Source organism: Chrysiogenia bacterium, from assembly GCA_020434085.1.
GTDB lineage: Bacteria > JAGRBM01 > JAGRBM01 > JAGRBM01 > JAGRBM01 > JAGRBM01.
In genome coordinates, this window is record JAGRBM010000118.1 from 1 (window position 1) to 1936 (window position 1936).

Annotated in this window: 2 protein-coding genes; both read left to right on the forward strand. The window is 63.1% G+C overall.

Translation table 11 applies throughout. The features are described from left to right. On the forward strand, positions 1 to 1079 hold a 1079-nt coding region (locus KDH09_03930; GenBank protein MCB0218818.1), incomplete at its 5' end, for a cytochrome c3 family protein. A gap of 441 nt (positions 1080 to 1520) precedes the next feature. Then, a partial coding sequence (mraZ, locus tag KDH09_03935) for a division/cell wall cluster transcriptional repressor MraZ (protein MCB0218819.1) occupies positions 1521 to 1936 on the forward strand: 416 nt, incomplete at its 3' end.

Genomic DNA, 1936 nt, shown 5'->3' on the forward strand with positions numbered 1-1936 from the left:
TCCGTTGCGCCGACTGCCACAGCCCCGACGCCGATCAGGAGCACATGGTGCTTCAGAGCTACGAGTCCATGTGCGCCACCTGCCACGACGCCGACCTGATGGGCGAGGGCAGGACCGAGGTCGGCGTCGCCTTCCTGCGCCTTCCCGGCGTGGACGTGATGAGCCTGAAACGCGCCGGCGTGGATGTGGGAGGCTGGCCCGCCGATGCCGACGAGGGCTTTGATGCCATGCCCTCGGTGTTTCTGGACGCGCTGATCTCGGCCGATCCCGAATACCCCGAGTTTGCTGACGATCAGGAACTCCTCTCCGAGCTCGACCTGAGCGATCTCTATGACGCGACCGACGAAGAAGCCCGGGCGGCAGGGCGCTACGTGCGCGCGGCGCGCAGGCTGATGAAGGAACTGGCCGAGCACGGGCAGGGGGCGTTGCTGCTTCGGCTGGAGCGGATCTACGACCCGGCACAGGTGGGATGGAGCCTCTTCGGGGCCAGCGACCGCGTCTCGGAAGCCGCGCTCATTGCCGCGTGGGATGAATGGTTCGGCGGCAAGGCCGCGATGGCGATGCCCGAGAAATGGGGGAGCAGCGGCGGTTGGCTCATCGATTCCAGGGATTTTGCCCTGCGGTATCTGCCCGAGGGCCACGCCGATGGATTCCTGCGTGCATGGCATGACCTGGCCGCCGGCGCCGACGATAAACGCTTATTGAACTTCTTCGTGAAGGGCGAGGAGCGCTGCACCACCTGTCACAGCGTCGATCTCAAAGAGGGCGGCGGCCTGCAGGTGAACTGGCGCGGCGAGGCGCAGACCGCCGCGCGCGAGTTCACGCGTTTCTCCCACAAGCCCCATCTGAAGGTCGTCGATAAGGGCTGCGCCGAGTGCCATCGCTACAACGAGGACGCCGCCTACATCCCGGCCTTCAAGCGCAGTTTCGACCCCGCGCAGTTTGCCAGTGAGTTCAAACCCCTGGAGCGCGAGGACTGCGCGAGCTGCCACAGCGCGGCAAAGGCCGGCAACGAATGCATCAAATGCCACCGCTACCACGTGGGTGAGTTCGAGCCCGTGATGCCCGAGCAGCAATAGCGCCCAACCACTGCCTGCGATCGCATGTCGTCCTATCCTCCCTGGTGGGGCGCCAGCCCTATTTTGGCTCTCTTTAGCCGTCTGAACGCACGTCCCCGCCCGGGGGCAAGGCTTCGGTATTGAAACCTCATTGATTCAGCTACTTAGCCCAAACCCCTCAAGTACCACTTGAAGGGTAGGGCCACTGAGCCCTCTTCAGCAATTCAACAAAAAGCCGCTAAACCCCCGTGATTCCAAGGGGAATTCCCTTGACAGCGGATGGGGTGAATTGGTAGCTTTGTCCCACAGAGTGGTAGAAAGTGGTTGAGTCGCCCATAGTTTGAACCACTTGGCAGTTCTCGGCTTGGGGTAAGCAGGGAAATTTTGGGGCGAGTTTTTAAGCAGGCACCGGCTGCGCAAACGAGGGCGCGTTCGGGGCCTTTGGCGTGAAGGGGAATCCAATTGTTCACCGGCGGTAGCGAGCATGTGCTGGACGCGAAAGGTCGCACCAGCATTCCTGCGAAGTTCCGAGACGTGCTCTCGGGATGCGCCGATGATCGCCTTGTACTCAGCATGGACCTGCAGGGTCAGTGCCTCGAAGTGCGCCCCTACGAAGACTGGAACGAACTGCTCGAACGCGTGCGCGCGTTGCCGGTAACCCATCCGGCGCGTCGCCACTTCGAGCGCGTGGTCGTCGGTCAGGCCGAGATTCTGAGCACCGACAAGCAGGGCCGCATCCTGGTCCCGCCCACCCTTCGCGAGAAGGTGGGCCTGGACAAGGCGGTCTACTTCGTCGGTCAGATCGACCGTTTTCAAATCTGGGATTCCGCGGCCTGGCAGAAAGCCCTGGCCGAGAGCGAGCGCTTCGGGGCGGACAA